The sequence below is a fragment of the Azospirillum sp. UFLA03-27 genome (assembly GCF_059803775.1).
Genome location: NZ_JAUQTX010000343.1, coordinates 1 through 5,554, shown reverse-complemented (window position 1 = coordinate 5,554; position 5,554 = coordinate 1). Strand labels below are relative to the sequence as shown.

General features: G+C 71.6%; 3 protein-coding genes and 1 pseudogene. All 4 read left to right on the top strand.

The window, feature by feature from the left end; genetic code table 11:
* Positions 1-466, top strand: a pseudogene (locus Q4I23_RS30075) (hypothetical protein); the annotation flags it as partial.
* 72 nt (positions 467-538) lie between these two features.
* Positions 539-1,855, top strand: a complete 1,317-nt coding sequence (locus Q4I23_RS30070) for an RsmB/NOP family class I SAM-dependent RNA methyltransferase (protein ID WP_498528653.1) — start codon at positions 539-541, stop codon at positions 1,853-1,855.
* A gap of 148 nt (positions 1,856-2,003) precedes the next feature.
* Positions 2,004-3,635, top strand: a complete 1,632-nt coding sequence (locus tag Q4I23_RS30065; protein WP_454020064.1) for a heparinase II/III family protein — start codon at positions 2,004-2,006, stop codon at positions 3,633-3,635.
* 217 nt (positions 3,636-3,852) lie between these two features.
* A complete protein-coding gene (gene purH / locus Q4I23_RS30060) occupies positions 3,853-5,457 on the top strand; it encodes a bifunctional phosphoribosylaminoimidazolecarboxamide formyltransferase/IMP cyclohydrolase (protein WP_498528652.1) in 1,605 nt (534 codons plus the stop codon).
* Positions 5,458-5,554: the final 97 nt, after the last annotated feature.

The window sequence follows — 5,554 nt, the reverse complement described above, 5'->3', positions numbered from 1 at the left end:
GGAGGTCGGCTTCCGCAAGCGCGACCTGATGCCCCGCTTCCACGAGCTGGCCGAGCAGTGCCGCGCCGTCCACCGCCGTGCCCTGGCGATGGCACGGGACGCCCGCTGGGCGCTGATGCTGGAGCGCGCCGCCGCCGCCCCCGGCGCACCGTCCAGTCCCATCCAGGGCACGGGGACCCGCTACGTCAAGAGCGACCGCTACGACGCCCGCGCCGCGCGCAGCCTGCCGCCGGACGACCGCGTCCGCGCCGACCGTTTCCTCAAGCGGCTGGGCGAGGATCCGGTGCCGCCGGAGCTGGAGCTGAGCCCGCTGGAAGGGACGGCGCTGTGGGGGATGAAGGCGGGCAACGGCAACCGTTTCATCCTGCGCCGGGGCGAGCTGCGGGGTGTCGCCTGCTTCTTCGTCGAGGATGTCGGCCCCTATCCCGACCACGAAGGCGGACGGCGGGGCGCCCTGGCCCGCTGAGGGGGCCGGAATCCGCTCGCCCCGCGCTGCGGCTACTCGACACCCGCGGCCCGGCGCGCTACATCCAGCGGCATGTCCGACGCCTCCCTTGCCGCGCGCTCCGCCGCGCTCGATCTTCTGCGCGATGTGCTGCGCAAATCCATTCCCTTCGATGATGCGTTTGACGCGCATCCGGAGTTGCGCGGGCTCGACCCGCGCGACCGCGGCTTCGTGCGGCTTCTGACCGCCACCGTGCTGCGCCGGCTCGGCCAGATCGACGCGCTGATCCAGAGCAGCCTCGCAAAGCCGGGTCTGCCCAAGGCCACCGTGCACGACATCCTGCGGCTGGGCGCGGCCCAACTCGTCTTCCTCGGCACGCCCGCCCACGCCGCTGTCGACACGGCGGTGGAATTGGCCGCGGCCCGGGGAGCCGAACCCTACAAGGGCCTGATCAACGCCGTCCTGCGCCGCATCGGGCGCGAGGGGACGGAGTTGGCCGCCCAGCAGGACGCCGGGCGCCTGAACACGCCGGACTGGCTGTGGCTGGCCTGGCGGCAGGCCTACGGCATCGGCCGCACCCGCGGCATCGTCGAGGCGCACCTGCACGAGGCGCCGCTGGACATCACCGTCAAGGCCGATCCCGCAGTGTGGGCGGAGCGGCTGGAGGCCAGGCTGCTGCCCACCGGCACGCTGCGCCGCGCCGCCGGCGGCAACCTGACGGAGCTGCCGGGCTTCGCCGAGGGTGCGTGGTGGGTGCAGGACCTCGCCGCCTCGCTGCCGGCCAAGCTGTTCGGCGATCTGGCGGGCAAGCGCGTCTACGACCTGTGCGCGGCGCCCGGCGGCAAGACCGCGCAGCTCGTCGCGCAGGGCGCGCAGGTGACGGCAGTCGACCGCTCCGCCAAGCGGCTGGAGCGGGTGCGGGAGAATCTGGCCCGCCTCAACCTGTCGGCGGAGGTGCTGGCGACCGACGCCGCCACCTGGACCCCCGACCAGCCCGCCGACGCGGTGCTGCTCGACGCTCCCTGCTCGGCCACCGGGGCGATCCGCCGCCATCCCGACATCCTGCGGGTCAAGTCGCCGGAGGACATCGCCAAGCTGGCCAAGGCGCAGAGCCGCCTGCTGGCCCACGCCGTCGATCTGGTGAAGCCGGGAGGAACGCTGGTCTACTGCACCTGTTCCATCCAGCCGGAGGAGGGCGAGGGGCAGATCGACCGCATCCTGGCCCGCGACAAGCGGGTCGAGCGCCTGCCCATCACACCGGTTGATCTGGGTGGCGGCCATGCGGGGGATGGCAATTTGGCCGAGTTGATCAACGAGCGCGGTGAGGTACGATCCCTGCCGGGCATGCTCGGGGATCTCGGCGGCATCGACGGGTTCTTCGTGGCAAGGCTGCGACGGTTGCACGATTAGGGCACCACCGGCTTGCGGGGGTCGAGGCGAATTTGATACGACAACAGGATGCATCCCCCCGATCGCCCGAATGCCTTCAGCGAAGCGCCGGCCATCGCCTCCCCCTGCCGTGTGACGGGGTGAGCCGATGAGCGTCGGGCGTGGGAAAATGGGCCGCTTGCGGGACGGCGTCGCGCAGATCGCCTTCGGCAACCCGATCTACAAGCTGACCTTGGGCGGCCGCGCGCCGACCGCCCTGTCCGCCGTGCCGCCGGACCCCTGGCCGGGCGACGCCGGGGACGGCTCGGCGATCCTGGCCGGCGTCTTCCGCTTCGGCGGGCAAGCCGCGGCGGCGGATGCCCACGGCGCGCCGAACTGGCGGGCCGGCAGCGCCGTCTGGCAGGACGCCCTGCACGGCTTCGAATGGCTGCGCGATCTGCGCGCGGTCGGCGGCGACACGGCGCGGCGGCGCGCCCGCGCGCTGGTGCTGTCCTGGCTGGACCACAACGGAAGCTGGAACGCCCAGACCTGGGCGCCGGAGGTGCTGGGCGCCCGCATCGCCGCCTGGATCGGCCTGCACGACTTCTATTGCGCCTCCGCCGACGACGAGTTCCGCGCCGCGGTCTTCGACAGCCTCGCCCGGCAGGTCAAGCATCTGACCCGCGTGGTGCCCGGCGCGCTGGACGGCAAGGCGCTGGTCACCGCGGCCAAGGGCCTCGTCTATGGCGGCTTCTGCCTGCCGGAGCATGAGCGGATCGGCCAGGACGCGCTGAAGCTGCTGGAGCGGGAGCTGCCGCGCCAGATCCTGCCGGACGGCGGCCATGTCGAGCGCTGTCCCTCGGTGCAGCTGCGCATCCTCCGCGACCTGATCGACATGCGGTCGGTCCTGCGCACCGCCCGCGCCGACGTGCCGGAGGCGCTGCAGCACGCCATCGACCGCATGACCCCGGCCCTGCGCTTCTTCCGCCACGGCGACGGCGGGCTTGCCCTGTTCAACGGCGGGCGGGAGGAGGACGCGGCGCTGGTCGACACGGTGCTGGCCCAGGCCGACGCCCGCGGGCGCCCGCTGAAGAGCGCGCCGCACACCGGCTTCGAGCGGCTGATCGCCGGGCGGACCATGGTGCTGATGGACACCGGCGTGCCGCCGGTCACCGGGTTGGACGCCACCGCCCACGCCGGCACCCTGTCGCTGGAGATGTCGGTCGGCAAGGAGCGGTTGATCGTCAACTGCGGCGCCCATCCGGTGAAGACCGGTCCCTGGCGCGCCGCGCTGGCCGGCACAGCCGCCCATTCCACCGTCGTGCTGGCCGAGACCAATTCGTCGGAGGTGATCGAGGCGGGCGGGCTGGGCCGCCGCCCCTCCCATGTCGGCTGCGAGCGGCAGGAGAACGACGGGGCCGTGCTGGTCGTCGCCACCCACAACGGCTACAGCCGCAACTTCGGCTATCTGCACCGCCGCCGCGTCTATCTGGCGGAGAACGGCGAGGATCTGCGCGGCGAGGACATGTTGGAGCCGGTGATCGGCGCCACGCCGGAGCCGCGGCCCTTCACCATCCGCTTCCACCTGCACCCCGCGGTCCAGGCGACCCTCGTCCAGGGCGGGCAGGTGCAGCTGAAGCTGCCGAGCGGGGCCGCCTGGCGGCTGCGCGCCTCGGGCGGCACGCTGGAGCTGGAGGAGAGCATTTATCTGGGCAGCGGCGACGAGCCGCGGCGGACCACCCAGATCGCCGTCTCCGGACATACCGGCTCCGCCATCAAGACGGTGAAATGGGCCTTGCGCCGCGAGCGCAAGGGGGGGTAAACCGCGCGCATCCGCGGCGGACAGGCCGTGGGAATACGGATCGGTGCCTGTTTCGAGAGTCTGTGGAGTGTTCGCCCTGCGACCGTGATCCCCGCCCGGGCGGGGGTGACGAAGCGGGGTGTTTCGCTTTTCCGGCTTTCCGGGTCCCGTCTTCCCATGCCCCGTCTTCTCAGGCCCTGTCCGCCGCAGCCGGTTCCATGACAGCCAGGATGCCCCGATGAGCCCGCCGAACGTCGCCCACTCGCCCGCCCCCGATCTCGTCCGCATCACGCGCGCGCTGATCTCCGTGTCCGACAAGACGGGCCTCGTCGCGCTCGGTCAGGCGCTGGCGGCCAAGGGCGTAGAGATCCTGTCCACCGGCGGCTCCGCCCAGCGGCTGGCCGAGGCCGGCATCCCGGTGAAGGAGGTCTCCGACCACACCGGCTTCCCGGAGATCATGGACGGGCGCGTCAAGACGCTGCACCCGCGCGTGCACGGCGGCATCCTGGCCCGCCGCGACATCCACGCCGAGGCGATGACCACCCACGACATTCCGCCGATCGACCTCGTGGTGGTGAACCTCTACCCGTTCGAGGCGACGGTGTCGAAGGGCGCCGACTACGCCAACTGCGTGGAGAACATCGACATCGGCGGCCCGGCGATGATCCGCGCCGCGGCCAAGAACCAAGACTTCGTCACCGTCGTCACCGACCCTGAGGATTACGAGGCGGTGCTGGACGAGCTGGCGACCCATGACGGCGCGGTCACGCTGAAGCTCCGCCGCACGCTGGCCCAGCGCGCCTACGCCCGCACGGCGTCCTACGACGCGGCCATCTCCTCTTGGCTGGCCGGCCAGCTCGGCGAGACCTTCCCGCCGCGCACCACCCTGTCGGGCAAGCTCAGCCAGACCCTGCGCTACGGCGAGAACCCGCACCAGCAGGCGGCCTTCTACGTCACCGGCGAGCAGCGTCCGGGCGTGGCGACGGCGATCCAGCTCCAGGGCAAGGAGCTGTCCTACAACAACCTGAACGACACCGACGCCGCCTTCGAGCTGGTCGCCGAGTTCGAGCGTCCGGCCGTCGCCATCATCAAGCACGCCAACCCCTGCGGCGTGGCCGAGGGGGCGAACCTGCTCGACGCCTACAAGCAGGCCCTGCTGTGCGACCCGGTCAGCGCCTTCGGCGGCATCATCGCCGTCAACCGCCCGCTGGACGCCGCCACCGCGGAGGAGATTGCCAAGCTGTTCGCCGAGGTGGTGATCGCCCCGGATGCCGACGACGCGGCCCGCGCCCTGCTCGCCACCAAGAAGAACCTGCGCGTCCTGCTGACCAAGGACGTGCCGAACCCGGCCGAGCCGGGGATGATGGTGAAGCAGCTTTCGGGTGGCTTCCTGCTGCAGAACCGCGACAACGGCCGCATCACGCTTGACGACCTGAAGGTGGTGACCAAGCGCGCCCCGACGGAGCAGGAGCTGGCCGACCTGCTCTTCGCCTTCCGCGTCGCCAAGCATGTGAAGTCGAACGCCATCGTCTACGCCAAGAACGGCGCCACGGTGGGCGTCGGCGCCGGCCAGATGAGCCGTGTCGACTCGGCGCGCATCGCCGCCATCAAGTCGGCGGAGGCCGCCAAGGCCGCCGGCCTGTCGGAGCCGCTGACCAAGGGTTCGGTGGTCGCGTCGGACGCCTTCTTCCCCTTCGCGGACGGCCTGCTGGCCGCGGCGGAAGCCGGCGTGACGGCGGTGATCCAGCCGGGCGGCTCGATCCGCGACAACGACGTCATCGCCGCCGCCGACGAGAAGGGTCTGGCGATGGTGCTGACGGGGATGCGCCACTTCCGGCACTGAGCATCCGCGTTCGCGAGCTTTTGCCCTCTCCCTAACCCTCCCCCGCTAACGCAGGGGCTGTCTCTTATACACATCTCCGAGCCCACGAGACTATAAC